This is a genomic window from Streptomyces pratensis (assembly GCF_037137275.1).
GTDB classification, from domain to species: domain Bacteria; phylum Actinomycetota; class Actinomycetes; order Streptomycetales; family Streptomycetaceae; genus Streptomyces; species Streptomyces pratensis_B.
On the sequence record NZ_JBBBEN010000097.1, the window covers coordinates 259842 to 286093 of the forward strand.

The 26252-nt window shown below is 72.3% G+C and carries 20 protein-coding genes; 12 read left to right on the forward strand and 8 right to left on the reverse strand.

Features of this window, described 5'->3' with window-relative positions; genetic code table 11:
* Window positions 1-318: 318 nt before the first annotated feature.
* Both V9U70_RS23490 and V9U70_RS23495 read left to right on the forward strand, forming a co-directional pair.
* Window positions 319-1266 carry an endonuclease/exonuclease/phosphatase family protein gene (locus V9U70_RS23490; RefSeq protein ID WP_419724016.1) on the forward strand — a complete coding sequence of 316 codons (948 nt, stop codon included), beginning with the start codon at window positions 319-321 and terminating at the stop codon, window positions 1264-1266.
* Between the two features lie 241 nt (window positions 1267-1507).
* Window positions 1508-2731, forward strand: a complete 1224-nt coding sequence (locus tag V9U70_RS23495) for an MFS transporter (protein ID WP_336678259.1) — start codon at window positions 1508-1510, stop codon at window positions 2729-2731.
* 140 nt (window positions 2732-2871) lie between these two features.
* Here the strand turns inward: V9U70_RS23495 and V9U70_RS23500 are convergent, their stop codons facing one another.
* From V9U70_RS23500 to V9U70_RS23515, 4 genes are all read right to left on the reverse strand, one after another.
* A complete protein-coding gene (locus V9U70_RS23500) occupies window positions 2872-4626 on the reverse strand; it encodes an NAD+ synthase (RefSeq protein ID WP_336678261.1) in 1755 nt (584 codons plus the stop codon).
* A 346-nt stretch (window positions 4627-4972) separates the two neighbouring features.
* Window positions 4973-5398, reverse strand: coding sequence for a CBS domain-containing protein (locus V9U70_RS23505; RefSeq protein WP_336678263.1), 426 nt, complete (start codon window positions 5396-5398; stop codon window positions 4973-4975).
* Window positions 5399-5778: 380 nt separating this feature from the next.
* Window positions 5779-6537: a DUF305 domain-containing protein gene (locus V9U70_RS23510; RefSeq protein WP_336678265.1), complete on the reverse strand. Its 759-nt coding sequence runs from the start codon at window positions 6535-6537 to the stop codon at window positions 5779-5781.
* Between the two features lie 95 nt (window positions 6538-6632).
* Entirely contained in the window at window positions 6633-7265 is a 633-nt protein-coding gene (locus V9U70_RS23515; RefSeq protein ID WP_419724017.1) for a DUF3105 domain-containing protein, read from the reverse strand.
* Window positions 7266-7594: 329 nt separating this feature from the next.
* On the opposite strand from V9U70_RS23515, the gene glnA reads away from it, so the two are divergent.
* Window positions 7595-8956: a type I glutamate--ammonia ligase gene (gene glnA / locus V9U70_RS23520; protein ID WP_336678268.1), complete on the forward strand. Its 1362-nt coding sequence runs from the start codon at window positions 7595-7597 to the stop codon at window positions 8954-8956.
* Window positions 8957-9066: 110 nt separating this feature from the next.
* Here the strand turns inward: glnA and V9U70_RS23525 are convergent, their stop codons facing one another.
* Both V9U70_RS23525 and V9U70_RS23530 read right to left on the reverse strand, forming a co-directional pair.
* Entirely contained in the window at window positions 9067-9363 is a 297-nt protein-coding gene (locus tag V9U70_RS23525; RefSeq protein ID WP_336678270.1) for a hypothetical protein, read from the reverse strand.
* A 349-nt stretch (window positions 9364-9712) separates the two neighbouring features.
* Window positions 9713-10051 carry a hypothetical protein gene (locus V9U70_RS23530; protein WP_336678392.1) on the reverse strand — a complete coding sequence of 113 codons (339 nt, stop codon included), beginning with the start codon at window positions 10049-10051 and terminating at the stop codon, window positions 9713-9715.
* 160 nt (window positions 10052-10211) lie between these two features.
* Between V9U70_RS23530 and V9U70_RS23535 the strand changes: the two genes are divergently transcribed.
* The 3 genes from V9U70_RS23535 to V9U70_RS23545 all read left to right on the forward strand — a co-directional run bounded on the left by V9U70_RS23535 (window position 10212) and on the right by V9U70_RS23545 (window position 15361).
* Window positions 10212-10976, forward strand: a complete 765-nt coding sequence (locus tag V9U70_RS23535; RefSeq protein WP_336678271.1) for a GntR family transcriptional regulator — start codon at window positions 10212-10214, stop codon at window positions 10974-10976.
* A gap of 401 nt (window positions 10977-11377) precedes the next feature.
* Window positions 11378-12223 (forward strand): putative protein N(5)-glutamine methyltransferase, encoded by an 846-nt coding sequence (locus V9U70_RS23540; RefSeq protein ID WP_336678272.1) that lies wholly within the window; start codon window positions 11378-11380, stop codon window positions 12221-12223.
* Window positions 12224-12364: 141 nt separating this feature from the next.
* Window positions 12365-15361, forward strand: a complete 2997-nt coding sequence (locus V9U70_RS23545) for a bifunctional [glutamine synthetase] adenylyltransferase/[glutamine synthetase]-adenylyl-L-tyrosine phosphorylase (RefSeq protein WP_336678273.1) — start codon at window positions 12365-12367, stop codon at window positions 15359-15361.
* 98 nt (window positions 15362-15459) lie between these two features.
* On the opposite strand, the gene V9U70_RS23550 is transcribed toward V9U70_RS23545, so the two are convergent.
* Together V9U70_RS23550 and V9U70_RS23555 are read right to left on the reverse strand one after the other, a co-directional pair.
* A complete protein-coding gene (locus tag V9U70_RS23550) occupies window positions 15460-16446 on the reverse strand; it encodes a phosphatase PAP2 family protein (RefSeq protein ID WP_336678274.1) in 987 nt (328 codons plus the stop codon).
* Window positions 16447-16522: 76 nt separating this feature from the next.
* Window positions 16523-17566 carry a LacI family DNA-binding transcriptional regulator gene (locus V9U70_RS23555; protein WP_336678277.1) on the reverse strand — a complete coding sequence of 348 codons (1044 nt, stop codon included), beginning with the start codon at window positions 17564-17566 and terminating at the stop codon, window positions 16523-16525.
* Between the two features lie 345 nt (window positions 17567-17911).
* Here V9U70_RS23555 and V9U70_RS23560 point away from each other — a divergent pair, with 345 nt between their 5' ends.
* The 6 genes from V9U70_RS23560 to V9U70_RS23585 all read left to right on the forward strand — a co-directional run bounded on the left by V9U70_RS23560 (window position 17912) and on the right by V9U70_RS23585 (window position 26239).
* Complete coding sequence (locus tag V9U70_RS23560) at window positions 17912-19180, forward strand: extracellular solute-binding protein (protein ID WP_336678278.1); 1269 nt, start codon at window positions 17912-17914, stop codon at window positions 19178-19180.
* 21 nt (window positions 19181-19201) lie between these two features.
* Window positions 19202-20224: a carbohydrate ABC transporter permease gene (locus V9U70_RS23565; protein ID WP_336678280.1), complete on the forward strand. Its 1023-nt coding sequence runs from the start codon at window positions 19202-19204 to the stop codon at window positions 20222-20224.
* Window positions 20221-21099, forward strand: coding sequence for a sugar ABC transporter permease (locus V9U70_RS23570; protein ID WP_336678281.1), 879 nt, complete (start codon window positions 20221-20223; stop codon window positions 21097-21099). Before V9U70_RS23565 ends, V9U70_RS23570 begins: the two co-directional genes overlap by 4 nt.
* A gap of 107 nt (window positions 21100-21206) precedes the next feature.
* Window positions 21207-22934 carry a glycoside hydrolase family 13 protein gene (locus V9U70_RS23575; protein WP_336678283.1) on the forward strand — a complete coding sequence of 576 codons (1728 nt, stop codon included), beginning with the start codon at window positions 21207-21209 and terminating at the stop codon, window positions 22932-22934.
* The gene (locus tag V9U70_RS23580; RefSeq protein ID WP_336678285.1) at window positions 22919-23983 is read left to right on the forward strand and encodes a LacI family DNA-binding transcriptional regulator; all 1065 of its coding nucleotides are present in this window, start codon (window positions 22919-22921) and stop codon (window positions 23981-23983) included. Before V9U70_RS23575 ends, V9U70_RS23580 begins: the two co-directional genes overlap by 16 nt.
* A gap of 540 nt (window positions 23984-24523) precedes the next feature.
* The gene (locus V9U70_RS23585) at window positions 24524-26239 is read left to right on the forward strand and encodes a carbohydrate-binding module family 20 domain-containing protein (protein WP_336678287.1); all 1716 of its coding nucleotides are present in this window, start codon (window positions 24524-24526) and stop codon (window positions 26237-26239) included.
* The last annotated feature ends 13 nt before the right edge of the window (window positions 26240-26252 follow it).

Genomic DNA, 26252 nt, shown 5'->3' on the forward strand with positions numbered 1-26252 from the left:
TCCGGGGCCGCCGGAGCCGGGGCGAGTGTGATCGTTCTGTCACAGGACCGTGCCGCCGGGCCCGGACCGGAACCTGGGCCCGGACCGGCTCGTCCTGCTCTGCGAAGGGCCGTCGTCGACCGGCACGGGGCCGCCACGGCGGAGACGGAGCCCGGGAAAGCCGACGGCGGGAAAGGCACCGCCCATCGCCTAGGGTCGAGGACGCGGCGATGTGCAGGGCAAGGCAGTGAGGACAGCGCGATGGTTCAGGCGTACGGCGCGGACACGGACAACGGCAGCGCGGATCGGCCGCAGCCCGCCGGGCCCCGCTTCCGGGGCCTGGTGGACAGACTGAGGGGGGACAGGGGGATCTGGCGGCGCGGGATCGTGCTGGCCCTCTGCTCGGTGCTGCTGACGCTGCTGATGGCCGTCCACGCGAAGGTCCCGAACCGGCTCGGCAACCTCGGCAGCCTCATCGAGACGTTCCTCCCTTGGATCGCGCTCCTTCTGCCGGTCCTGCTCGTCCTGGGGCTGCTGCGGCGCTCCGCGACCGCCCTGGTCGCGCTGCTGTTGCCCGCCGTGGTGTGGCTGAACGTGTTCGGCGGCCTGCTCACCGACAAGTCCGGCTCGGGCGGCGACCTCACCGTCGCCACCCACAACGTCAACGCCGGCAACCCCGACCCGGAGGGCACCGCCCAGCAGGTCGCCGGTTCCGGGGCGGACGTGGTGGCCCTCCAGGAGCTCCCCGGCCGGAAGGTCTTCACGTACGAGAAGGCGCTGGCCGACCGCTACCCGTACCACTCGGTCCAGGGCACCGTCGGCCTGTGGAGCAAGTACCCGCTGGCCGACACCCGGCCGGTCGACCTCAAGATGGGCTGGACCCGGGCCATGCGCTCCACGGTCCGGGCGCCCCAGGGCGATGTCGCGGTGTACGTGGCCCATCTGCCGTCCGTCCGCGTCAAACTGCAGGCCGGGTTCACCGCCAACCAGCGCGACAACAGCGCCGACGCGCTCGGCGAGGCCATCGCCGACGAACCGGTCGACCGCGTCGTCCTCCTCGGCGACCTGAACGGCACGATGAACGACCGGTCGCTGAACGCGGTCACCTCCCAGATGCGCTCCACCCAGGGCGCGGCGGGAGACGGCTTCGGGTTCAGCTGGCCCGCCTCGTTCCCGATGGCCCGCATCGACCAGATCATGGTCAAGGGCGTCGAGCCGACGTCCTCGTGGACGCTCGAAGCGACCGACAGCGACCACCTTCCCATCGCCGCGCGCGTGGAGTTCTGACCGCCGCTCCAGCGGCCCCGGGGCCGCCGCCGCAACGGGCCGTTCACCTCGTGGCAGCCGCTCCGGCACCGGTCTGCGAGAATTTGTTCCGGTAACTTACATATGGTGGGAGCCGTCGCCCGGCACGCTCGCGTGCCACGGCGACGGCCCTCGGCCGCGCGCCCGGCCCCCTCCGACCGCCTCCGCGCACCGCCGGAACCCGCCGCCCCACCGGCCCCGCACCACAGTGAAAGGCCCCCGCATGCCCCTGGCCCTCCTCGCCCTGGCCGTGAGTGCCTTCGGCATAGGCACGACGGAGTTCGTCATGATGGGGCTGCTGCCCAACGTGGCGGACGACCTGGACACGTCCGTCCCCACCGCCGGACACCTCGTGTCGGCGTACGCGATCGGCGTCGTCCTGGGCGCACCCCTGCTCACCGGCCTCGGCTCCCGCGTCCCGCGCAAGCGGATGCTCCTGCTGCTGATGGCCCTGTTCACCGTCGGCAACCTGGCCTCCGCGTTCGCCCCCGACTTCGGCTGGCTGGTCGCGGGCCGCTTCCTCGCCGGGCTGCCGCACGGCGCGTTCTTCGGCGTCGGCGCGGTCGTCGCCGCCCGGCTGGTCCCCGAGGACCGCCGGGCGCGGGCCGTCGCGACGATGTTCCTCGGCCTCACCGTCGCCAACGTCGTCGGCGTCCCCGCGGCCACCCTGCTCGGCCAGCACCTCGGCTGGCGGGCGACCTTCCTCGTCGTCGCGGTGATCGGCCTCGCCGCGATGGCCGCCCTGGCACGCCTGGTGCCCCGTATCCCGGTCGAGGCCCACCAGGACCTCCGCAGGGAGCTCCGCGCCCTCGGCGACCGCCAGGTGCTCCTCGGCCTGCTCACCGCGGTCTTCGGCTTCGCCGGGGTCTTCGCGGTGTACGCGTACCTCTCGGCCATGACCACGAAGGCGATGGGCTTCGGCGAGTCCTCCGTCACCCTGGTCCTCGCGCTCTTCGGCATCGGGATGACCCTGGGCGCCCTGGCCGCGGGGCCGCTCACGGACCGGGCGCTGCGCCCGACGCTGTACGGGTCGCTCGGCGCGCTCGCCGTGGTCCTGGCGGTCTTCCCGCTCACCGTGCACGTGCCGTGGGCGGCGCTGGTGATGGTGGTGCTGCTGGGCGCCGTCGGGTTCATGACGACGACACCGCTCCAGATGCTGGTGATGAACAAGGCGAAGGACGCCCCGACGCTGGCGTCCGCCTCCAACCACTCGGCGTTCAACCTGGCCAACGCGGGCGGCGCCTGGGCCGGCGGCGCGGCCATCGCGGCGGGCTGGGGCTGGACGTCCCCGGCGCTGGTCGGCGCGGTCCTCGCGGCGGCCGGCCTGGCGGTGGCGGTCGCGGCGGGCTTCTGGGACCGGGGGCCGGCGGGGGCGTCCCGGGTGGTGTCCGGATGCTCCGGCGGCGCGGACCGCGAGCCCGCCGCGTCCGGCCGGCCCGGCGCCTGAGGGCAGCGGCTCCGGCCCCGCCCCGCCGGCCCGCCGCGACGCCTGGACGGCGGGGTCCGCGCCGGGCGGGCCCGCGGCCACGGCCCGCCCGGCGCTGGACGGCGAAACGGCCGCCGGAGGCCACCGGTCATCGCCCCGCGCTACGACGACTCGCGCCACCGGCTGGTGATCGGCAGCCGCCTGTCCTTCCCGAACCCCTTGGGCGAGATCTTCGTGCCCGGCGGGTACTGCCGCCGCTTGTACTCCGCGGCGTCCACCATTCGCAGCGTCCTCGCCGCCAGCTCCGCGTCGAACCCGGCCGCCACGATCGCCTCCAGCCCCTGGTCCCGGTCGACGTAGAGCTCCAGGATCGCGTCCAGGACGTCGTAGTCGGGCAGCGAGTCCGTGTCGACCTGCCCCGGCCGCAGCTCCGCGCTCGGCGGCTTGGTGATCGAGGCCTCCGGGATCGGCGGGGTCTGGCCCCGCTCCTTTGCGGCCCGGTTGCGCCACTTCGCCAGCCGGAAGACCGACGACTTGTAGACGTCCTTGATCGGCCCGTACGCGCCGACCGCGTCCCCGTACAGCGTCGAGTAGCCGACCGCCAGCTCGGACTTGTTGCCCGGCGCCAGCACGATCTGCCCCTCCTGGTTGGACAGCGCCATCAGCATCGTGCCGCGCAGCCGCGCCTGGAGGTTCTCCTCCGCGAGACCGGTGAGCTCCAGCGACCCCATATAGGCGTCGAACATCGGCTCGATCGGCAGGGTGCGGAAGTTCAGCCCGGTACGTCGGGCCAGCTCCGCCGCGTCGCCCTTGGAGTGGTCGGAGGAGTACTTCGAGGGCATCGACACCCCGTACACGTTCTGCGCCCCGAGCGCGTCGCAGGCGATGGCGGCGCAGATCGCCGAGTCGATCCCGCCGGAGAGGCCGATCAGGACGCTGCTGAACCCGTTCTTCGCGGCGTACGCGCGCAACCCGACGACCAGCGCGGAGTAGACCTCCTCTTCGTCGTCCAGGCGCTCGGCGTACCCGCCCGCGAGCTCGGGCTCGTACGCCTCCACGGGCTCGTCGGACAGCACCACGTGATCGATGCGCAGGCCGTCGTCCACCACGCCGGACGGGGCCTTGGCGGGAGCTGCGGGCAGCTCCAGGTCGAGGATCACGCTGCCCTCGGAGAACTGCGGGGCACGGGCGACGACCTCGCCCTCCTGGTCTACGACGATCGAGTCGCCGTCGAAGACCAGCTCGTCCTGCCCGCCGATCATCGCCAGGTAGGCGGTGGTGCAGCCGGCCTCCCGGGCCCGCTTGCGGACCAGTTCGAGGCGGGTGTCGTCCTTGTCCCGCTCGTACGGCGAGGCGTTGATCGACAGCAGCAGCCCGGCGCCCGCGGCACGGGCGGCGGGGACGCGCCCGCCGTCCTGCCACAGGTCCTCGCAGATCGCGAGGGCCACGTCGATGCCGCGGACCCGCACGACGGGCATCGAGTCGCCCGGTACGAAATACCGGAACTCGTCGAACACCCCGTAGTTCGGCAGGTGGTGCTTGGCGAAGTTGAGCGCGATCCCGCCGCGGTGGAGCACGGCGGCCGCGTTGCGCGGTGAGCCCGCCGGCTGTCCGTAGCGTGCCGCGGCGTGCTCCGAGCGGTCCAGATAGCCGACGACGACCGGCAGCTCGCCGAAGCCCTCCTCGTCGAGCCGGGCGGCGAGCGCGCGCAGCGCCTGCCGCGAGGCCTCGACGAAGGACGACCGCAGGGCCAGGTCCTCGACGGGATATCCGGTCAGCACCATCTCGGGGAACGCCACGAGATGGGCGCCCTGCTCGGCGGCGTGCCGGGTCCAGTGGACGATCGCCTCGGAGTTGCCTGCGAGGTCACCGACGGTCGAGTCGATCTGATTCAGTGCGAGACGTAGTTGAGGCACGCCGCCCAGTGTAATCGTCTTACTGACGCGATGCCCTGGTGGGCGGGGCGGGAAACCGCCCGGCCCACCAGACGCGCAGGTCAGCCCCGGTGGCCGAGGGCCGGCGGCGCGTCCGTCTCGGCGTGGTGGGCGGCGTGGCCGTGGACCATCCACCGCCCCGGGCCGTCGTATTGAGGACGCAGGTCCCGGGGGCGGGGGGCCGGGGCGGAGCCCGGGGGCCCTCGCCGGAGCGGGCCGGGGGCGCCGGACGTGGTCACGATCCCGCGCGCGGGGGCGCGGCCCACCCGGTCCGCACGCTGCCGGTACTCCTTGACCCACGATCCCGCGCGCGGGATGCGGGGCGGTTTCAGGTGCGGGAGTAGACCTTCTCGGCCCAGCCCGCGATCTGCTCCTCGGTGAGGTGCTGCGCCAGGTCGGCCTCGCTGATCATGCCGACGAGCTTCTTGTCCTCGACCACGGGCAGCCGGCGGATGCGGTGGGTCTGCATCTCCTCCAGGACCGCGTTCACGTCCGCCGCCGCGTCGATCCAGCGGGGGGTGCCGTGGGCGAGGTCGCCCGCCGTCACCTTCGACGGGTCGTGCCCCATCGCCACGCACTCGACCACGATGTCGCGGTCGGTGATGATCCCGACCATCCGGTCCTGATCGCCGTTGGCGGAGACGGGCAGCGCGCCCACGTTGTGGTCGCGCATCAACTGCGCCGCACGGTCGAGCGTCTCGTGGGCCGGGACCCAGCGGGCCCCGCTGTTCATGATGTCTCTGGCGGTCGTCATGGGGGATTTCCTCCTGCGTGCGGATTGCACTGCCGTACGGCCCCGAGCGAGACCCATCGTCATCGGCCCGCCCGGCCCACGCGACCGCAATCACCCGTTCGAGTGACTTCGTGGAGGGGTGCAGGTTGACGCGCGGCGTGGGCGAGCCGAGGCGAGGGGTGCGTGGGGAGGAGCGGTGCGGCGTGGGCGGGCCTGGCGTGGGCGCGCCGCAGACGGGTGCGGCGCGGGTGGGCGCGGGGCGGACGGGCGCGGTGCGGGGNGGGACATGTGCCTGGCCCCCTCCCCGCACCGCCCTCCACCCCGCCGCCGCGCACCGTCCCGCACGCCCGCACCGTCCCGCTCAGGACCGCACCGTCACCCTCAGGACCGCACTGTCCCGCTCAGGATCGCGGCGACGCTCCGCGGGCGGCCAGCATGTCGCGCATGAGCCCCAGCTCGGACTGCTGGCCCTCGACCATGCCCCGGGCGAGCCGCTGTTCGGCCGGTACCGCGCACCGCGACGCGCAGGCCTCCGCCATCGCGACGCCGCCGCGGTGATGGTCGGTCATGAGCTGGAGGAAGAAGACCTCGGCCCGTTTCCCGGTGAGGCGGTCCAGACGCTCCAGCTCCGGCCGGGAGGCCATGCCCGGCATCCGCGCACCGTCCGCACCGGCATCGGCCCTCTCACCTGCGTGGCCCTGGCCAGGGCCATGTCCATGCCCCTGGGCCCGGGCGCCCGCGCTGTCCGTCGCTCCGCCCGCCTGATGCTCCGTAAGGTCACCGTGGTTCTCGGCGCCGGCCATCCACGCCATGGGCCTCTCGCCGCCCGGAGCGATCTTCGGCAGCCCCCACAGGTCGAGCCAGCCGAGCAGCATGCCGCGTTGGTTGGCCTGGGTGTTGGCGATGTCGTAGGCCAGCCGGCGTACGTCCTCGTCCCGGGTGCGGTCGCGGACGATGAACGACATCTCCACGGCCTGCTGGTGATGGACGGCCATGTCCCGGGCGAACCCGGCGTCGGCGGACCGGGCCGTCGGGACGCCCGCCGCCTTACCCGTGTCCGCACCCGTCCTCGCCGCGGCTCTGGCCCCGGCGCCCGCTTCCGCGCCGCCGGGAGAGGAGCCGAGCGCGGCCGCCCCCGCGAAGAGCAGCGCGAGGGTCACGGCGCCACCGGCCGCCCACCGGGTGCGCCGGGCGCCGCGTCGCTCCGCGCCGGAGCGCGGGCCCCCGCCCCCGCCGGCCTGTTCGGGCCCCGCCGTCACTGCGGCGCCTTCGCCAGCCCGCCGGTGCAGGGCGCGCCGGGCTCCGGCGTCTGCGGGCCCTGCACGTACCGCGTGAAGAACTGATCCACCCGCGGGTCGGAGGCGTCGTCCACGGTCACCTGCTTGCCCCAGGCGCTGAGCGTGATCGCGCCCTCCTGGTCGGCGTACGGGCTCATCAGCGAGAACGGGGTGCGCCTGACTCGTTCGGCCAGCTCGGAGACGTCCGCGTCGGCGGCCTTGCCGTTGTGGGTGACCCAGACAGCGCCGTGTTCGAGGGAGTGCACGGCGTTGACGTCCGGAACGGCCTTCTCGTACACGTCGCCGTCGCAGTTCATCCACGCCGGGTTGTGGTCGCCGCCCACCGGGGGCTTCATCGGATAGTCCACCGCGCCCGCCACGTGTTCGCGGCCCAGCTTCGCGGCGTCCCAGGACTTCAGTCCTTCGATGGAGCCGTCCGCGTCGGCGCTCTCGCCGCCCGCGTCCGCGCCTTCACCGCCCGGCTGCTCACCGCCCGGCTGCTTGGCGTCCTGCGCTGGAGAGGCGTCCTCTGCCTGCTCGGTCGCCTCGGAGTTCTCCAGCAGCAGGTAGGAGCCGAAGGTGACGAGCCCGGCCACGACGGCTGCGCTCAGCCCTATGGCGATGGCCCGGGTGCGGCGGCTGCGCGCACGGTCGTCGGGGGCCTGTGCCGGGGGGTGCGGGGGGTCGAAGCTCATGACGTCGAGTCCTTCTGCGAAGGGGCCGGGAGGAGAGGGGAGAGGTCCGGGGACCGAGGTGCGCCGGCGGGCGGGAAGAGGTCCTGCGCCCCCGTGCGTCACGGTCGCCGATGCTAGTGGGTGGCCACGTGCTCCCTCTCACACCGAGTGCGTAATGTGGAGGAAATCCCGGGTCGTGATACTGGCAGTGTCCCCCTACCCCCGGGCGGTGGTGCACGGACCGTCTGAACTGCAAGGATGTGGCAATGGACAAGCAGCAGGAATTCGTCCTCAGGACCCTTGAGGAGCGCGACATCCGCTTCGTGCGGCTGTGGTTCACCGACGTCCTCGGGTTCCTCAAGTCCGTCGCCGTCGCTCCGGCCGAGCTGGAGCAGGCCTTCGACGAGGGCATCGGCTTCGACGGTTCGGCGATCGAGGGCTTCGCCCGCGTCTACGAGTCGGACATGATCGCCAAGCCTGATCCGGGCACCTTCCAGATCCTGCCCTGGCGTGCGGAGGCCCCCGGCACCGCGCGGATGTTCTGCGACATCCTGATGCCGGACGGTTCGCCGTCCTTCGCCGACCCCAGGTACGTGCTCAAGCGCATCCTCGCCAAGACCTCGGACCTGGGCTTCACGTTCTACACGCACCCCGAGATCGAGTTCTTCCTGTTGAAGAACAAGCCGGTCGACGGCGCCCGTCCGACCCCGGCGGACAGCTCCGGCTACTTCGACCACACTCCGCAGAACGTGGGCATGGACTTCCGCCGCCAGGCGATCACGATGCTGGAGTCCATGGGCATCTCGGTCGAGTTCAGCCACCACGAGGGGGCCCCGGGCCAGCAGGAGATCGACCTGCGCTACGCCGACGCGCTCTCCACGGCGGACAACATCATGACGTTCCGTCTGGTGATGAAGCAGGTGGCACTGGAGCAGGGCGTGCAGGCCACGTTCATGCCGAAGCCCTTCTCGGAGTACCCGGGTTCGGGGATGCACACCCACCTCTCGCTCTTCGAGGGCGACCGCAACGCCTTCTACGAGTCGGGCGCCGAGTACCAGCTCTCCAAGGTCGGCCGCTCCTTCATCGCGGGCCTTCTCACCCACGCCGCGGAGATTTCCGCCGTCACCAACCAGTGGGTCAACTCCTACAAGCGCATCTGGGGCGGCTCCACCCGCGCGGCGGGCGCGGGCGGCGAGGCCCCCTCGTACATCTGCTGGGGCCACAACAACCGCTCCGCCCTCATCCGCGTCCCGATGTACAAGCCCGGCAAGACCGGTTCGGCGCGCGTCGAGGTGCGCTCCATCGACTCCGGGGCCAACCCCTACCTCACCTACGCGGTCCTGCTCGCCGCGGGCCTCAAGGGCATCGAGGAGGGTTACGAACTCCCGGCCGGCGCCGACGACGACGTCTGGGCCCTCTCGGACGCCGAACGCCGCGCGATGGGCATCGAGCCGCTCCCGCAGAACCTGGGCGAGGCGATCTCACTGATGGAGAAGAGCGAACTGGTCGCCGAGACCCTGGGCGAGCACGTCTTCGACTTCTTCCTCCGCAACAAGAAGCAGGAGTGGGAGGAGTACCGCAGCGAGGTCACGGCCTTCGAGCTGAAGAACCTGCTGCCGGTGCTGTAACGACGGGCAGGCCTCCTGCCGCGTTCCGGCGCGGCACGAGAACTCCGGGCCCGCACCCCTGCTTCGCGCTGGGGTGCGGGCCCGGAGGCGGTGGTGGGGCGTGCGGGCCGCTACACCGGCGGCGTGCCCGGTGGGGACGGGGCCGGGGGCGGGTGGGGCAAGGGCGGGCCCGGGTCCGGTGGGGTACGGGGCGGGCCGCTGCCGTGTCTGCCGTCGTTGAGGAGCTTGCGGGCCGTCAGGCCGTAGACGCCGTACGGCGGGAACAGGTCGACACGGCGCGGGTAGTCGCCGTCGGCGCATTCCCCGCAGAGCAGGTCACGGCCGGCGGGCGTGTGGCGCGCGGCGGTGACCGGGGCGTTCCAACACGCTTCGCAGACACGGACGTCCGTCGCGGAGAGAGCGATCATCGGGGCCTCCCGGGCGGTGCCGGTAAGGACTGGTGGGCAGGACGCATGCGGTGCCTCCGTCGCTGGCGGATGGGTGGCGGCCCGGCCCGGACGGGCGGGCCGCCGGGCAGGGCCCGGTCGGGCGGGGGTTCAGGGGACGGCGCTCAGGCCGTCCCGGCGCGCCGGGCGTCGGGTCCGGTGGCCGGAGCACAGGGCCGGGGTGAGTGGGCCGCCACGGGCGCCGCCCGGCAGGGGACGCGGGGGAGCGGCGGGCCGTGGGCGGGAGGTTCGGGGACGGTGCCGGGCCGCGGGTCCGCACCCGGCCGGGCCGGACCCCGTCGCGGCGGCCCGGCCGGGTCGCCGCCGCGTCTCATCGACGGGTCTCCCGCCAGGCGCGGACCAGCTTCGTGGCGTCGGGGCAGGCCGCCCCCGTGCGGCAGGCGGTACACGTCATCGTGTGGCCGAGCAGGGCGCGGTACGCCGCGTCGGAGGAATCGGTCGTGGTCACGTTCGCCTCTCTGCTGATCTCGGCCCAGACGAATTCGGAGACGCGGGTCAGGGTGTGTCCATAGCGGTCCGCCGTCGCCAGAGCGGCGAGGACGGCACTGTGCGCGGCCGCGTCGAGCCCGGCGGGAAGGTCGGCCTCGACGCGGAAGGCGTCCGGGTCGACGGTCACGCGCGGCTCGGCGCCTATCGCGGCGGTGAGCATGCCGGTCAGCGCCGCAACCCGCGCTTGTGCAGAGCGCACACTTCTCCCCTGGTGAACCGAATGTCACTCCATGTAAGGCTGAATATTCAGCTTCAACCTGATGGGTTAGCTTTGTCAATATCGACGCTCACATCGAAGCCCGACCCACGGAGCTGCTCACATGCCGCGTGATACGCCGTTCTTGCAGGTGGCCGATGCTCTGCGGGCCCGCGTGCGGGCCGGTGAATGGGCGGTGGGGGACAAGTTGCCGTCCCGGGCGCGGTTTGCCGAGGAGTACGGCGTCGGCCAGTCCGTCGCCCAGCGGGCCATGGAGCGCCTGATCATCGAGGGCATCCTCGAAGGCCGCGCCGGGTCCGGCACGTATGTCCGCCAGGCCCGTGAGCGTCGGCGCATGGTCCGCTCGCGCCACCGCGAGGAGCGCGGCGGCAGCCCGTTCGCCGCCGACATGCGCGAGCACGACCACTCGGGCGACTGGGAGTGCAACAGCACGGCCAGGGTCCCCGCGCCGGCGGACATCGCCGCGCGGCTGGCGATCGACCCCGGCGACCTCTGCGTCATGACCGACTACGAGTTCCTCGCCGACGGGCTGCCCGTCCAGCTCTCCAAGAGCTGGGAGCCGATGGCCATCACCGACGGCACGCCCGTCCTGCTCCCCGAGATGGGCCCCCGGGGCAAGATCGGTGTCGTGGAGCGCATGCGGTCCATCGGCGTGCGCATCGTCACCGCCATCGAGGTGCCGCGCCCGTCCCGCGCCACGCACGAGCAGGCGAACCTGCTCGGCATCTCCGTCGGCGACCTGGTCACCGAGGTGGAGCGCACGTACTACGACGGCGACGGCCGCCCCGTGGAGACGGCCGACATCATCGTGCCGGACATCCGCTGGGAGATCGCGTACGAGATCGCCGTCGACCAGCCGGAGTTCTGAGGCCGCGGGCCCACCCCGCACCCCCACCCAGCGCCCGTCCCCGCACCCGGCGCCCGCGCCCACCCCCGCCCTCAGCGCCCGCGCCCAGAGCCCGTCCCCGCCCTCAACACCCCGCCCCGCGCCCCGCGACCCGCACGCCGGCCACCGCCCCCACCCGGCCCCGCGGGGGAGACGGTCACCGTGCGTGCTGCTGTAGGGTTATGACCCCCTGCGCCGGGGACCGACCGAGGAGGTGAGACCCATTACCGCTGGATCAGGCTGGGTGCTCACCTCGCACGATCGCGTCGTGCGGCCGACCGACGTCGACCGAACGGTCTAGGGCCCGTCCGGCGGATCAGGGCCGGACACCCCCCAGAGCGATCGCGGAGCGCCCATCGGCTTCTCCGAAAGGCTTCGCTCGCATGTCGGTTCACTCTCCTTCCCTCGCCACGCCCCTCGCCTCCACCGTCGCCTCCCTGCGCCGCGCCGGCTGTGTCTTCGCCGAGGACGAGGCCGCGCTCCTGCACGAGGCGGCGCGCTCCCCGAAGGAACTCGCCCTGCTCGTCGAGCGGCGCGCCGCCGGGCTCCCGCTCGAACACGTCCTGGGCTGGGCCGAGTTCTACGGCCGCCGCTTCTCGGTGGACACCGGGGTCTTCGTGCCCCGCCGCCGTACCGAGTTCCTGGTGCGGCAGGCCGCCGCCCTCGCCCCCGCACGGGCCGTCGTCGCCGATCTGTGCTGCGGCTCCGGGGCACTCGGCGTCGCCCTCGCCACCGCCCTGGACGCGGCCGAACTCCACGCCTGCGACGTCGAACCCGCCGCCGTGCGCTGCGCCCGGCGCAACGTCGGCGACCTCGGACAGGTCTACGAGGGCGACCTGTTCGCCCCGCTGCCCGCCGCTCTGCGCGGCCGGGTCGACGTACTGCTCGCCAACGTCCCCTACGTCCCCACCGACGACGTCGAACTCCTCCCCGCCGAGGCCCGGGTCCACGAACCGCGCGTCGCCCTGGACGGCGGCGGCGACGGCCTCGACGTCATGCGCCGGGTGGCCGCGGCCGCCCCGCACTGGCTCGCGCCCGGCGGCAGCCTCCTCGTGGAGGCGAGTGAACGGCAGTGCGACTCGGCGGTCGGGATTCTCCGCGCCGCCGGGCTGAGCCCACGGGTCCTGGTCAGCGAGGAGTGGTACGCCACCGTCGTCGTAGGGACGGCGGGACGGGCCGCGCCCGCTCCTGCCCCCGCCCGTCCCGCCGCCACCGCCGCCCCCGACTGAACGGCGCCCGGGCGGGCGGCCNCCCGCCCGGGCGCCGCCCCGCCCCGAAACCACCGGCGCGCGACTAGGCTCGAACCGCTGTGCCGCGGCGACGGGCCGCGCACGCTTACGCACATCGGGTCGGCTGGCAGGGAGCACGGAATGACGACGGCGCCGGGGCGCAGAAGCAGTACGTTCACCAGGCTGCTGCGGCACGGATTCACCGACCCGTCCGCCGCGGAACAGCTCCTGGGCCTGGACGCCCTGGCCTCCGTGCGCTTCGACCCGGTCCTCCTGGAGGCGCTCGGGGCCACCGCCGACCCCGATCTGGCCCTGCGCGGGCTGGTCCGGATCGTGGAGGCCGGGGCGGAGGACGAGCGACAGGTGCTGCTCGACACCCTCATCACCGCCAAGCCCCTGCGCGACCGGCTCCTGGGGGTGCTCGGGGCGTCCGAAGCGCTGGGGGACCACCTGGCCCGGCACCCGCGCGACTGGCAGGCGCTCGTCACCTATGAGGCGGTCGATCTGAACCCCCAGGTCGCCGAGTTCGAGCGCGGGCTCGCCGACGCCGTCGACCCGGACTCGCTGCGGGTCGCCTACCGCCGGTGCCTGCTCACCCTGGCGGCCCGGGACGTGTGCGGGACGACCGGCCTCGCCCAGACCGCCGCCGAACTGGCCGACCTCGCCACCGCCACCCTGCGGGCCGCCCTCGCCATCGCCCGGACGGCCGCACCACAGGACGCGGCGCAGTGCCGGCTCGCGGTCGTCGCGATGGGCAAGTGCGGCGGGCAGGAGCTGAACTACGTCTCCGACGTCGACGTGATCTTCGTCGCGGAGGCACGCGACGGGACCGAGGAGAACCGGGCCGTGCAGGCGGCCACCCGGCTGGCCGCCCACATGATGCGTATCTGCTCCGACACCACCGTCGAGGGCACGATCTGGCCGGTCGACGCCAACCTCCGCCCCGAGGGCCGCAACGGACCCCTGGTGCGGACGCTCAGCTCCCACCTCGCGTACTACGAGCGCTGGGCCAAGACCTGGGAGTTCCAGGCCCTGCTGAAGGCCCGCGCGGTCGCCGGCGACCTGGAGCTGGGCGCGGAGTACGTCGAGGCCGTCTCCCCGCTCGTCTGGCAGGCCGCCGACCGGGACAACTTCGTGCCCGACGTCCAGCAGATGCGCCGCCGCGTCGTCGAGAACATCCCCGCCGACCGGATCGACCGGGAGCTGAAGCTCGGACCGGGCGGACTGCGGGACGTCGAGTTCGCCGTGCAGCTCCTCCAGCTGGTGCACGGCCGCAGCGACGCCGCCCTGCGCAGCGGTACGACGCTGGAGGCCCTGCGGGCGCTCGCCGACGGCGGGTACGTGGGCCGGGCGGACGCCGCCCAGCTCGACGAGGCGTACCGCTTCCTGCGCTCCATGGAACACCGCATCCAGCTCTACCGGCTGCGCCGCACCCATCTCGTCCCGGACGACGAGGCGGACCTGCGGCGGCTGGGGCGGTCCCTCGGGATGCGCACCGAACCGGTGGCCGAGCTGACCAGGGCGTGGAAGCGGCACACCTCCGTCGTACGGCGGCTGCACGAGAAGATCTTCTACCGGCCGCTGCTGGACGCCGTCGCCCAGCTGGCGCCGGCGGAGTCCCGGCTCAGCGCCAAGGCCGCCGCGCACCGGCTGGAGGCCCTGGGGTACGCGGACCCGTCGGCCGCCCTGCGGCACCTGGAGGCCCTGTCCTCCGGGGTCTCCCGCAAGGCCGCCATCCAGCGCACCCTGCTGCCGGTGCTGCTGGGCTGGTTCGCCGACTCCGCCGACCCGGACGCCGGGCTGCTCGGCTTCCGCAAGGTGTCCGACGCCCTGGGCAAGACCCCGTGGTATCTGCGGCTCCTGCGCGACGAGGGGGCGGCCGCCGAGAACCTCGCCCGCGTCCTCTCCGCCGGCCGCCTCGCCCCGGACCTGCTGATGCGGGCCCCGGAGGCGGTCGCGATCCTCGGCGACCCGGAAGGGCTGCGGCCGCGCACCCGGGAGCACCTGGAGCAGGAGGTGCTGGCCGCGGTGGGCCGGGCGGACGGTGCGGAGTCCGCCGTGGCGGTGGTGCGCGGCGTGCGGCGGCGCGAGCTGTTCCGTACGACGGCCGCCGACCTCATCGGCTCCTACGGCACCGAGGAGAGCCCCGCCGAGCAGGATCACGGCGCCCTCGTCGACCGCGTCGGCTCGGCCGTCAGCGACCTCAACGCCGCCACGATCGCGGGAGCGCTGCGGGCCGCCGTCCGCGCGCGGTGGGGCGAGACCCTGCCGACCCGCTTCGCGGTCATCGGCGTGGGCCGCTTCGGCGGGCACGAACTGAGTTACGGCTCCGACGCCGACGTCCTCTTCGTCCACCAGCCCAGGGAGGGGGTCGGCGACGAGGAGGCGAGCAAGGCCGCCAACACGGTCATCTCGGAGATGCGGCGGCTGCTCCAGCTCCCGACGGCCGATCCGCCGCTGCTGATCGACGCCGACCTGCGCCCGGAGGGCAAGAGCGGGCCCCTGGTGCGCACGCTGAAGTCGTACGAGGCGTACTACCGCCGTTGGTCGCTGGTCTGGGAGAGCCAGGCGCTGCTGCGGGCCGAGCCGATCGCGGGCGACGCGGAGCTGGGGCGCGGCTTCATCGACCTGATCGACCCGCTGCGGTATCCGGTGGAGGGCCTCGGCGACGACGCCGTACGCGAGATCCGCCGGCTCAAGGCCCGTATGGAGTCCGAGCGGATGCCGCGCGGCGCCGACCCCACCCTCCACGTGAAGCTGGGGCGGGGCGGGCTGAGCGACGTCGAGTGGACCGTGCAGCTGATGCAGATGCAGCACGGCTGGGCGGAGCCGGGTCTGCGCACCACCCGGACCAGGGAGGCGCTCGCCGCGGCCTGTGCGGCCGGCCTGATCCCGACGGAGGAGGCGCAGACGCTGGACGAGGCCTGGGTGCTGGCGAGCCGGGTGCGCAACGCGGTGATGCTGGTCCGCGGGCGGCCCGGCGACACCTTCCCGTCCGACGCGCGGGAGATGACGGCGGTCGGACGGTATCTGGGGTACGAGCCGGGGCACGTCGGGGACATGCTGGACGACTACCGGCGGATCACCCGGCGGGCACGGGCGGTGATGGAGGAGCGGTTCTACGGGGCGTCCTCGTAACGCGCCCGCCGACGGCGGCGGGGCCCGGCCCGTTCCTCGTGCCCGCGGGCCGGGCCCGTACGGACGGCGGGCGGCCTCGGAGCGGTCGCCCGCCCGGCCTACGGGCGGCGGGCGGCCGTCGTGGCTCCCGCCGGCTCCGTCGCGGTCTTTGGCCCCGTCCCGGGGGCGAGGGCGTCCGCGCCGGGGCCGGGGCGCGGCAGCCGGGTCGTCCGCACGCCGGTCAGCCGGCCGCGCCCGGTCGGCACCCACTTCGGCAGGCGGTGCGGCAGCGATCCGTACCAGGCGCGGGACAGCGCGTAGCCGAAGGCCAGGCAGACCATGCCGCCCACCGCGTCCAGCCAGAAGTGGTTGGCGGTGGCCACGATCACGACGAGGGTGAGCGTCGGGTAGAGCAGGCCCAGGATGCGGGCCCACGGCGCCGAGGCCAGCGCGAAGATCGTCAGGCCGCACCAGAGCGACCAGCCGATGTGCATCGACGGCATCGCCGCGTACTGGTTGGACATGTTCTTGAAGTCGCCCGACGCCATCGAGCCCCAGGTCTCGTGGAGCAGCACGGTGTCGATGAAGTGCCCGCCGTTCATCAGACGGGGCGGGGCGAGCGGGTAGAGGTAGTAGCCGAGGAGGGCCACCGCCGTCGTCGAGAAGAGGACCAGCCGGGTCGCGGCGTACCGGCCGGGATGGCGGCGGAACAGCCAGACCAGCACGCCGATGGTCACGACGAAGTGCAGGGTGGCGTAGTAGTAGTTCATCGACACGATCAGCCATGTCACGGAGTTGACCGCGTGGTTGACCGTTTCCTCGAACGCGAGACCCAGTGCCTTCTCCGTCGACCAGATCCAGTCGGCGTTGGCGAGCGCGGCGGCCTGCTGCTCCGGGACCGCGTTGCGGACCAGGGAATACAGCCAGTAACTCACCGCGATGAGCAGGATCTCGAACCAGAGCCGTGGACGGCGCGGCGAGCGCAGCGAGCGCAGTCGCGCGAGGGCCGGATGGTCCCGTCGGGGCGCGGAGGCCGCCTCGATCACGATGGGTGACGGGCTGGTCGCCGACCTGCCTTCGTGTGTGGTCACGTGTGTTTCACCCATAGGTGCAGAGTCTGCCAGATACGGCCCCCTCGGCTCGATCATCCTCCGGTCGGGTCCGGGCCGCACGTCATGCGTCCTAGGGATGAGCATGGGACCCTGAGGGGAGTCCGGGGCCCGAGGCGGTGGAGCCCCGAACCACCAGCTCAGGCATGAAGACGAACTCGCTGTGCGGGGCCGGGGTTCCGCCGATCTCCTCCAGGAGGGTGCGCACCGCGGCCTGGCCCATCGCCGTCACCGGCTGCCGGATCGTGGTCAGCGGGGGATCGGTGAACGCTATGAGGGGCGAGTCGTCGTACCCCACCACCGACAGGTCGCGCGGCACCTCCCGCGCCAGTCGGCGGGCCGCCCGGATCGCGCCGAGCGCCATCATGTCGCTTGCGCACACGACGGCGGTGCAGCCGCGGTCCATCAGGGCGGAAGCAGCGGCCTGGCCGCCTTCCAGCGTGTACAGAGAGTGCTGGATCAACTCCTCCACCTCCTCCGGGGCGAGGCCCAGTTGCTCGCGCATCGTGGAGTGGAAGCCCTCGATCTTGCGGAGCACCGGGACGAAGCGCTTGGGGCCCACCGCGAGGCCGATGCGCCGGTGTCCGAGGGCCACCAGGTGCGTCACCGCCAGCCGCATCGCCGCCCGGTCGTCCGGCGAGATGAACGGCGCCTGAACCTTGGCCGAGAAGCCGTTGACCAGGACGAAGGGGACGCCCTGGCCGCGCAGTTGCTCGTAGCGCTGCATGTCGGCAGAGGTGTCGGCGTGCAGGCCCGAGACGAAGATGACGCCGGAGACTCCCCGGTCCACCAGCATCTCGGTCAGCTCGTCCTCGGTGGAGCCGCCGGGCGTCTGGGTCGCCAGCACAGGCGTGTAGCCCTGCCGTGTCAGCGCCTGGCCGATGACCTGCGCCAGCGCCGGGAAGATCGGGTTCTCCAGCTCCGGGGTGATCAGGCCGACCAGCCCCGCGCTGCGCCTGCGCAGCCGTACGGGGCGTTCGTACCCGAGGACGTCGAGCGCCGCGAGGACGGATTCGCGGGTGGTCGCCGCGACTCCGGCCTTGCCGTTCAGGACTCGGCTGACCGTCGCTTCGCTGACCCCCGCCTGAGTTGCGATATCGGCAAGCCGTGCGGTCATGGGATGGGACTGTACCGGGCCGGTGACCGATTGCCCACCGCGTGGAACCCCCGTCGGCCGGGCGGAAAACCGCCTGCTCGGCAACCTCTTGCAAGGACTTGCGGGCCTGGATCGCGCGCCGCGTTCGGGCCGCCGCCCTGCGGATGCACCCCGCCCCGCCTGCCCCTGCCAGGGGCGCGGCGCTTCCGTCAAGGGTCTTGACGGCAACCTTGAGGACACGCGAATGTAACGATCACCAGTGCTTGCAGAAATCTTCCGCAAGCTCTTTCGGTCGTCTTTCATCCTTGTTACGTTCACGTCGACCCGGCGCCGCGACGGAGCGGTACGGCAGTTGAAGGAGTTCAGATGCGACGTGGCATAACGGCCACCGCCCTGGTCGCGGCCCTGGCGCTCGCGGCGACCGCCTGCGGCAGCGACGACGAGACCGGCACCACGAGTTCGGGCGAGCTCTCCGGCACGGTCACCTGGTGGGACACCTCCAGCGTCGGCAGTGAGGACAAGGTCTTCAAGGAGCTGGCCGAAGGATTCGAGAAGAAGCACCCGAAGGTCGACGTCAAGTACGTCAACGTGCCCTTCGGCGACGCGCAGAACAAGTTCAAGAACGCCGCCCAGGCAGGCGACGGCGCCCCCGACGTGATCCGCTCCGAGGTCGCCTGGACGCCGGACTTCGCCAATCTCGGCTACCTCGCCCCGCTGGACGGCACCCCCGCACTGAAGAACCAGGACGACTTCCTCAAGCAGGCGGTCGCGTCCACCCAGTACGACGGCAAGACCTACGCGGTCCCCCAGGTCATCGACTCGATGGGCATCTTCTACAACAAGGAGCTGCTGAAGAAGGCGGGCGTCGAGGCCCCCGCCGACCTGGACGCACTCAAGGCCGCCGGCGAGAAGATCAAGGACAAGACCGGCAAGACCGCGCTCTACCTGCGCGGCGACGACCCGTACTACTTCCTCTCCTTCCTCTACGGAGAGGGCGGCGACCTGGTCGACGCCGGCGACAAGAGCGTCACCGTGGACAACCCCGAGGGCGTCAAGGCGTTCAAGGCCGTCAAGGACCTGGTCGACTCCGGCACCGCGAAGACGGACGCGTCGGACGGCTGGGAGAACATGATGCAGTCGTTCAAGAGCGGCGACGTCGCGATGATGATCAACGGTCCCTGGGCCGTCGCCGACACCCTGACCGGCAAGGAGTTCGAGGGCAAGGACAACCTGGGCATCGCCCCGGTCCCGGCCGGCTCCGTCGCCCAGGGCGCCCCGCAGGGCGGGCACAACCTCGCCGTCTACGCGGGCTCCAAGAACCTCGACGCCTCCTACGCCTTCGTCGAGTACATGACCTCCGTGGACAGCCAGGCCACCGCCGCCGGCGAGCTGAACCTGCTGCCCACCCGCACCTCCGCGTACGCCAAGCAGGAAGCCGTGGACAGCGAGATCGTCGGCTTCTTCAAGCCGGTCGTCGAGACCGCCGTCGAGCGCCCCTGGATTCCCGAGGGCGGCAGCCTCTTCGCCCCGCTCGGCGTCGAGTACACCAAGGTCCTCACCGGCCAGACCACGCCGGAGAAGGCCGCAGAGTCGACCGGCGATTCCTACCGCAAGCTCCTCGAGGGCTGGAAGTAACAAGGAAGGTTGGCCCGACTGATGGCTGTCCACACCAGCCAGTCGGTGGTGAAGGCCGCGGGCGAGAACGTCGCCCGCGGCCGGAGCCGCGGCACTGGCGCCCCACCACCGCCGAAGCCCGGCCGGGTCCGGCGGGCGATGTCGACCCACTGGTACGCCTGGACCATGGTCGCCCCGGTCGTCATCGTGATCAGCGTGATCATCGGCTACCCGCTGGCCCGCGGCATCTACCTGTCGATGACCAACGCCGACGAGCGCAACGTCGCGCGCTCCATCGGGGTCAACGACATGCCCGCCACCTACGAGTTCGTCGGTGCGGACAACTACATCGACGCGCTGACCGGCTCGCAGTTCCTCGGCACGCTCGGCTGGACGCTGGTGTGGACGGTCTCCTGCGTGAGCATCACGTTCGTCCTCGGCATGAGCCTGGCCAACATCCTCAACCGCCGCATCGCCGGGCGCTCCGCCTACCGCATGGCGCTGATCCTGCCCTGGGCCATCCCCGGCTTCGTCTCGGTCTTCGCCTGGCGCTTCCTCTACAACGAGGACCGCGGACTCCTCAACAAGGTGCTCGGCGGCGCGGGCATCGACGGCATCCCCTGGCTGAACGACCCCACCTGGGCGAAGTTCGCCGTCATCGCCGTCAACGTCTGGCTCGGCATCCCCTTCATGATGGTCGCCCTCCTCGGGGGGTTGCAGTCCATCCCCTCGGAGCACTACGAGGCGGCCGAGATGGACGGCGCGAGCGCCTGGCAGCGCTTCCGCCACATCACCCTGCCCGGACTGCGCCCGGTCTCCACCACGGTGGTCCTGCTCTCCACCATCTGGACCTTCAACATGTTCCCGGTGATCTTCCTGCTGACCCGCGGCGGACCCGGTGAGGCCACCCAGATCCTCGTGACCCAGGCGTACAAGTTCTCCTTCGAGATCAGCCCGCGCGACTTCGCGCAGTCCTCCACGTGGGGCGTGCTGATCCTCGTACTCCTGATGCTCTTCGCCGTGGTCTACCGGCGAGTCCTGCGCACCCAGGGAGACAACTGGTGACCACCGCGACCGAAACACCGGCCCGGCACACCGCGCCCAGGGTCCGGCTGCGCGGCCAGCGTTCCCCGCTCGCCTCCGTCGGCCTGCACCTGACCCTGATCATCGCCTCTGTGATCGCCGTCTTCCCGGTGCTGTGGGTCCTGCTGACCTCGCTCAAGCCCGCGAAGTTCGCGACGACCACGGACTTCTTCCGCGAGACGACGTTCGTCAACTACACGAACCTGATCCGCGACACCGAGTTCATCAACTGGTTCGCCAACTCCGCGATCATCGCCGGGCTCTCCACCGTGATCGGCGTCTTCGTCGCCGCCACCACCGGCTACGCCGTCAGCCGCTTCCGCTTCCCCGGCAAGCGCGGGCTGATGTGGACGCTGCTGATCACCCAGATGTTCCCGGTCGCCGTCCTCATCGTGCCGATCTACAACATCATGTCGAGCCTGGGGCTGCTCAACCAGCCCGCCGGGCTCGTCATCACCTACCTCACCATCTCGGTGCCCTTCTGCGCCTGGATGATGAAGGGCTTCTTCGACACCATCCCGCGCGAGATCGACGAGTCCGGCGAGGTCGACGGCCTCACCCCGTTCGGCACCTTCTTCCGGCTCATCCTGCCGCTGGCCAAGCCGGGCCTCGCGGTCACCGCGTTCTACTCCTTCATCACCGCCTGGGGCGAGGTGGCGTACGCCTCCGCATTCCTGGTCGGCGACGAGAACCTCACGCTCGCCGGCGGACTCCAGAAGTTCGTCAACCAGTACGGAGCCCAGTGGGGCCCCATGACCGCGGCCTCCGTGCTGATCGCCATCCCGGCCGCCCTGGTGTTCCTGTTCGCGCAGAAGCACCTCGTCACCGGGATGTCCGCCGGGGCCGTCAAGGGCTGACGTCCCCTGGACGCCGGCCGCCCCACGCACCACCGCACCCGTCACGGCGGCGTCGGTCCCGACCCGGTCACCGGCGCCGCTTCCCACCCAGACACCCCAGGGATGACATGACCCAGCACCTCGCTGCCCCCTCCACCGGCACGTCCGACGACGCCCCGGGCCCCCGCACCGGCTGGTGGCAGGACGCGGTGATCTACCAGGTCTACCCACGGAGCTTCGCCGACGGCAACGGCGACGGCATGGGCGACCTCGCCGGCGTCACCGCCCGCCTGCCCCACCTGCGGGACCTGGGCGTCGACGCGGTGTGGCTCAGCCCCTTCTACGCCTCCCCGCAGGCGGACGCCGGTTACGACGTCTCCGACTACCGGGCCATCGATCCGATGTTCGGCTCCCTGCTGGACGCCGACACCCTGATCCGCGAGGCCCACAATCTGGGCCTGCGCATCATCGTGGACCTGGTGCCCAACCACTCCTCCGACCAGCACGAGTGGTTCAAGCGCGCCCTGGCCGAGGGCCCCGGCTCCGCCCTGCGCGAGCGCTACCACTTCCGCCCCGGAAAGGGCGCGAACGGCGAACTCCCCCCGAACGACTGGGAGTCCATCTTCGGCGGCCCCGCCTGGACCCGCACCGTCAACCCGGACGGCGCCCCCGGCGACTGGTACCTCCACCTCTTCGCCCCCGAGCAGCCCGACTTCAACTGGGAACACCCGGCCGTCGCCGACGAGTTCCGCTCCATCCTGCGCTTCTGGCTCGACATGGGCGTCGACGGCTTCCGCGTCGACGTGGCCCACGGCCTCGTGAAGGCCGAGGGGCTGCCCGACCTCGGCTCCCACGACCAGCTCAAGCTGCTCGGCAACGACGTCATGCCGTTCTTCGACCAGGACGGCGTGCACGAGATCTACCGCAGCTGGCGCACCATCCTCGACGAGTACTCCGAGAACACCGAGCCCGACGGCGTCGTCCCGCAAGAGCGGTGGTGGACCACGGGCGGGCGGATTCTCGTCGCAGAGGCCTGGACCCCCACCGTCGAGCGCACCGCTGACTACGTGCGCCCCGACGAGATGCACCAGGCGTTCAACTTCCAGTACCTGGCGACCGCCTGGGACGCCGACGAGCTCCGCCGGGTCATCGACTCCTCGCTCGACGCGATGCGCCCGGTCGGCGCGCCCACCACCTGGGTGCTCTCCAACCACGACGTCACCCGGCACGCCACCCGGTTCGCCAACCCGGCGGGCCTGGGCACCCAGATCCGCACCCCCGGCGACCGCGAACTCGGCCTGCGCCGGGCCCGCGCCGCCAGCCTCCTGATGCTGGCCCTGCCCGGCTCCGCCTACATCTACCAGGGCGAGGAACTCGGCCTCCCGGACGTCACCGACCTGCCCGACGAGGCCCGCCAGGACCCGTCGTTCTTCCGCGCCGCCGGACAGGACGGCTTCCGCGACGGCTGCCGGGTGCCGATCCCGTGGACCCGCGAGGGCAGCAGCCACGGGTTCGGCGACGGCGGCAGCTGGCTCCCGCAGCCCGCCGGCTGGGGCGAGCTGTCCGTCGAGGCGCAGACCGGCGTCGAGGGCTCCACCCTGGAGCTGTACCGGGCCGCCATCGCCGCCCGCCGCGACCACCCGGGCCTCGGCGCGGGCTCCGCCGTAACGTGGGAGGACGGCCCTGAAGGCGTCCTCGTCTTCACCCGCCCCCGCTTCGCCTGCACCGTCAACACCACCGGCGCCCCGGTCCGGGTCCCCGCCCGCGGCCGGGTGCTCCTCGCCAGCTCCCCGGTCACCGTGGACGGCGACGAGGCCGAGCTGCCCGCCGACACCACGGTGTGGTGGACGGAGTGACACTGCCCGCGCCCAGGACCGCCGCCGCGCCCCGCCTCTGCGACATCGCCGGACAGGCGGCGGTCAGCGAGGCCACGGTCAGCCGGGTCCTGAACGGGAAACAGGGCGTCGCGGACACCACGCGGCAGCGGGTGCTCGCGGCGCTCGACGTCCTCGGCTACGAACGGCCCGTGCGGCTGCGGCAGCGCAGCGCAGGACTGATCGGTCTGATCACGCCCGAACTCACCAACCCGATCTTCCCGGCGTTCGCGCAGTCCGTCGAACAGGTGCTGGCCGGCCACGGTTACACGCCGGTGCTCTGCACCCAGCTGCCGGGCGGCGCGACCGAGGACGAGCTGGTCGAGCAGCTCGTGGAGCGGGGCGTCGGCGGCATCGTCTTCCTGTCCGGGCTGCACGCGGACACCTCCGCCGACCCGGCACGGTACGCCGCGCTCACCGAACGCGGCGTGCCGTTCGTCCTGATCAACGGCTACAACGAACGCGTCAGCGCCCCCTTCGTCTCGCCCGACGACCACGCCGCCGTGCGGATGGCCCTCGGGCACCTCGCCGAGCTCGGCCACCGCAGGATCGGCCTCGCCATCGGGCCGCAGCGCTACGTCCCCTCCCGCCGCAAGCGGGACGGATTCGTGGAGGCGTCCGTCTCGCTGCTCGGCATGGACCGCGAAGAGGCCGAACTGCTCGTGTGCTCCACGCTGTTCAGCGTCGAGGGCGGTCAGGTGGCGGCGGGCGCCCTGCTGGACGCGGGCTGCACCGGCATCGTCTGCGGCAGCGACCTGATGGCGTTGGGCGTGGTGCGCGCCGCCCGGGGGAGAGGGCTGGACGTGCCGCGCGACGTCTCCGTCGTCGGCTTCGACGACTCCCAGCTCATCGCGTTCACCGACCCGCCGCTGACCACGGGGCGCCAGCCCGTGCAGGCCATGGCGTCGGCGGCCGTGGGCGCGCTGCTGGAGGAGATCGGGGGCAGCCCGGTCCAGCGCACGGAGTACGTCTTCCAGCCCGAGCTGGTGGTGCGGGGCTCCACCGCGGCGGTGGCCGCGCGCGGCGTCTGAGGAGCGGGCGCCGGGTCCGGAGGGGGGACCCGGCGCCCGCTTGTCCTGTGTGCTGACTGCCAGGTCTTCGGAGCGGGCGGGCGCTCTGCCGCCTCGACCGGGCCCGCCTCGACCGGGAGAGGCGCCGGGGGCGCGACGTGCGGGAGAGGCGCCGAGGGTCGGCCCAGGGCGGGCCGGCGGGGAGTCGAACGACCCCCGGCGCCTCTCCTGCTCGTGACCGGCCCGGCCGGCCGGGCGCGTGGGAACCCGGACCCGCGACGGGGCCGGGCCCCCCGGCCGGCCGGACCGGAGTCGCAAGCAACGTAACAGCACCGCAATATCTTGCGAAAGGCCTTGCAGCAAGAAAACCGGGCTGTTTCGCGGATGTGAGCGGCGGGTGTCCAAAGGGTTGACCGGCGACGGGAGGGCTCGTACGGTCTGCTCCGCGGCAAGGTTTGCATTCTTGCAGCAAGAACCTTCACGAGCCTTGAGGGCACGGCGCGTTGCCGACTGAGGCTGCCCCCGTCACCCGCGTTTCCCCCCACCCGCAGGAGGAAAGACATGGCACGCAGACCCCTGTCCGCAGTGCTCGCCCTCACGGTCGGCTCCGCCGCCCTCGTCATCCCCACCGGATTGGGTGCCGCGGACACCGCGCAGGCCGCCGCTCCGGGCGACAAGGACGTCACCGCCGTCATGTTCGAGTGGTCGTTCGACTCCATAGCCAGGGCGTGCACGGACACCCTGGGCCCGGCCGGCTACGGCTACGTCCAGGTGTCCCCGCCCCAGGAGCACATCCAGGGCGGCCAGTGGTGGACGTCCTACCAGCCCGTCAGCTACGAGATCGCCGGCCGCCTCGGTGACCGGGCCGCCTTCGGCGCCATGGTGGACACGTGTCACTCGGCCGGCGTCAAGGTCGTCGTGGACGCTGTCATCAACCACATGTCCGCCGGCTCCGGCACCGGTACCGGCGGCACCGCGTACACCAAGTACGGCTATCCGGGCCTCTACTCGGGCGCCGACCTCGACGACTGCCGGTCGCACATCACCGACTACCGCGACCGCGGCAACGTCCAGAACTGCGAACTGCTGGGCCTCGCGGACCTGGACACCGGGGAGGAGTACGTACGCGGCAGGATCGCCGGCTTCCTGAACGACCTGCTCTCGCTCGGTGTCGACGGCTTCCGGATCGACGCGGCCAAGCACATGCCGGCCGCCGACCTCGCCGCCGTCAAGTCCCGGCTGAGCGACCCGGACGTCTACTGGAAGCAGGAGGCGATCCACGGGCAGGGCGAGGCCGTCTCGCCCTCGGAGTACCTCGGCAACGGGGACGTCCAGGAGTTCCGGTACGGCCGCAGCCTGGGGCAGGTCTTCCTGCACGAGGACCTGGCCCATCTGAAGAACTTCGGCGAGGGCTGGGGCTTCATGGAGTCCGGGAGATCCGGTGTCTTCGTCGACAACCACGACACCGAGCGCGGCGGCGACACCCTCAGCTACAAGAACGGCTCCGCGTACACCCTCGCCAACGTCTTCATGCTGGCCTGGCCCTACGGCTCCCCGGACGTCCACTCCGGCTACGAGTTCACCGACCACGCGGCGGGCCCGCCCAACGGCGGCCGGGTCGACGCCTGCTACAGCGACGGCTGGAAGTGCCAGCACGACTGGCGCGAGATCTCCTCCATGGTGGGCTTCCGCAACGCGGCACGCGGCCGGCCGGTCACCGACTGGTGGGACGACGGCGGCGACCGGATCGCCTTCGGCCGGGGCTCCGCGGCATACGTGGCCATCAACCACGGGGGCGCCCCGCTCACCCGGACGTTCCAGACCTCCCTGCCCGCCGGTGACTACTGCGACGTGCAGAGCGGCGAGGGCGTCAGCGTCAACGGATCGGGGCAGTTCACCGCCACCCTCGCGCCCGGCACCGCGCTCGCCCTGCACGTCGACGCCCGCACCTGCTCCGGCGGCTCGACCCCCGGGACCGGCCAGTCCGGCGCGTCCTTCGGAGTGAACGCCACCACGCGACTCGGCGAGAACATCCACGTCACCGGCGACCAGAGCGCCCTCGGCGACTGGAACCCCGCGAACGCGCCGAAGCTCGACCCGGCCGCGTACCCGGTGTGGAAGCTCGATGTGAACCTGCCCGCCGGGACCACGTTCGCGTACAAGTACGTCCGCAAGGACGCCGCCGGCAACGTCACCTGGGAGAGCGGCGCCAACCGCTCCGCCACCGTCCCCGCCTCCGGGAAGGTCACGCTGACCGCCGACGTCTGGCGCGGCTGACCCCGCCCGCACC

What these genes read in the sequence shown, in the direction of transcription:
- V9U70_RS23525 (WP_336678270.1), bottom strand. Translation starts at nt 9,363, where the DNA reads ATGATCGCTCTCTCCGCGACGGACGTCCGTGTCTGCGAAGCGTGTTGG.
- V9U70_RS23585 (WP_336678287.1), top strand. Translation starts at nt 24,524, where the DNA reads ATGGCACGCAGACCCCTGTCCGCAGTGCTCGCCCTCACGGTCGGCTCC.
- V9U70_RS23540 (WP_336678272.1), top strand. Translation starts at nt 11,378, where the DNA reads ATGTCGGTTCACTCTCCTTCCCTCGCCACGCCCCTCGCCTCCACCGTC.
- V9U70_RS23550 (WP_336678274.1), bottom strand. Translation starts at nt 16,446, where the DNA reads ATGGGTGAAACACACGTGACCACACACGAAGGCAGGTCGGCGACCAGC.
- V9U70_RS23530 (WP_336678392.1), bottom strand. Translation starts at nt 10,051, where the DNA reads ATGCTCACCGCCGCGATAGGCGCCGAGCCGCGCGTGACCGTCGACCCG.
- V9U70_RS23575 (WP_336678283.1), top strand. Translation starts at nt 21,207, where the DNA reads ATGACCCAGCACCTCGCTGCCCCCTCCACCGGCACGTCCGACGACGCC.
- V9U70_RS23565 (WP_336678280.1), top strand. Translation starts at nt 19,202, where the DNA reads ATGGCTGTCCACACCAGCCAGTCGGTGGTGAAGGCCGCGGGCGAGAAC.
- glnA (WP_336678268.1), top strand. Translation starts at nt 7,595, where the DNA reads ATGGACAAGCAGCAGGAATTCGTCCTCAGGACCCTTGAGGAGCGCGAC.
- V9U70_RS23555 (WP_336678277.1), bottom strand. Translation starts at nt 17,566, where the DNA reads ATGACCGCACGGCTTGCCGATATCGCAACTCAGGCGGGGGTCAGCGAA.
- V9U70_RS23545 (WP_336678273.1), top strand. Translation starts at nt 12,365, where the DNA reads ATGACGACGGCGCCGGGGCGCAGAAGCAGTACGTTCACCAGGCTGCTG.
- V9U70_RS23535 (WP_336678271.1), top strand. Translation starts at nt 10,212, where the DNA reads ATGCCGCGTGATACGCCGTTCTTGCAGGTGGCCGATGCTCTGCGGGCC.
- V9U70_RS23495 (WP_336678259.1), top strand. Translation starts at nt 1,508, where the DNA reads ATGCCCCTGGCCCTCCTCGCCCTGGCCGTGAGTGCCTTCGGCATAGGC.
- V9U70_RS23505 (WP_336678263.1), bottom strand. Translation starts at nt 5,398, where the DNA reads ATGACGACCGCCAGAGACATCATGAACAGCGGGGCCCGCTGGGTCCCG.
- V9U70_RS23560 (WP_336678278.1), top strand. Translation starts at nt 17,912, where the DNA reads ATGCGACGTGGCATAACGGCCACCGCCCTGGTCGCGGCCCTGGCGCTC.